The organism is Microbulbifer okhotskensis, assembly GCF_023895975.1.
Classification (GTDB): Bacteria; Pseudomonadota; Gammaproteobacteria; order Pseudomonadales; family Cellvibrionaceae; genus Microbulbifer; species Microbulbifer okhotskensis.
In genome coordinates this window covers 1-432 of the sequence record NZ_JALBWM010000398.1, presented here as the reverse complement: position 1 = coordinate 432, position 432 = coordinate 1, and the positions used below count along the sequence as shown (strand labels likewise).

Here is a 432-nt window from a genome sequence, read left to right as displayed (position 1 = left end):
TTTTAATTTGAAGTGAGAACCTTATTTTCTCAGTATCTGGCCGTGGTTCCTACCTCTTTCGCCCCCTAAAACTGTCCGAAGTATTGTCACTACAAAACTCTGGATTAGCCTCTCACATCATCTTCCGCCACCCACAACGTAAATGCGGTATCAGCAAAGCCAATTTCTACTACTCTATTTCCATGCATCAATATACCCAGCCCATGCTCAGGTTCCCATTTACAGCCAAATAAGAAGCCAATATATGGGATACCATCGCCGCGATTTATTTGATGTATAAATACAGTATCTAAGCCAATTAATTTTTTAAAATCTTGACAAGAACCAACCTTCGGCATCTGCCCAGTCATATTGTCTGTTCGTAAAATTTGATACTCTTTTTCCAAACCATCAAGTAACGAGGTTGACACTGAAGATTCATGCTTTATATAC

The 432-nt window shown here is 39.4% G+C and carries 1 protein-coding gene; it reads right to left on the bottom strand.

Going from position 1 to position 432, the window contains the following annotated elements; translation table 11 throughout:
- Positions 1-104: 104 nt before the first annotated feature.
- Positions 105-432 (bottom strand): DUF6985 domain-containing protein (locus tag MO867_RS22670; protein ID WP_252473395.1); only part of this gene is annotated, 328 nt, incomplete at its 5' end.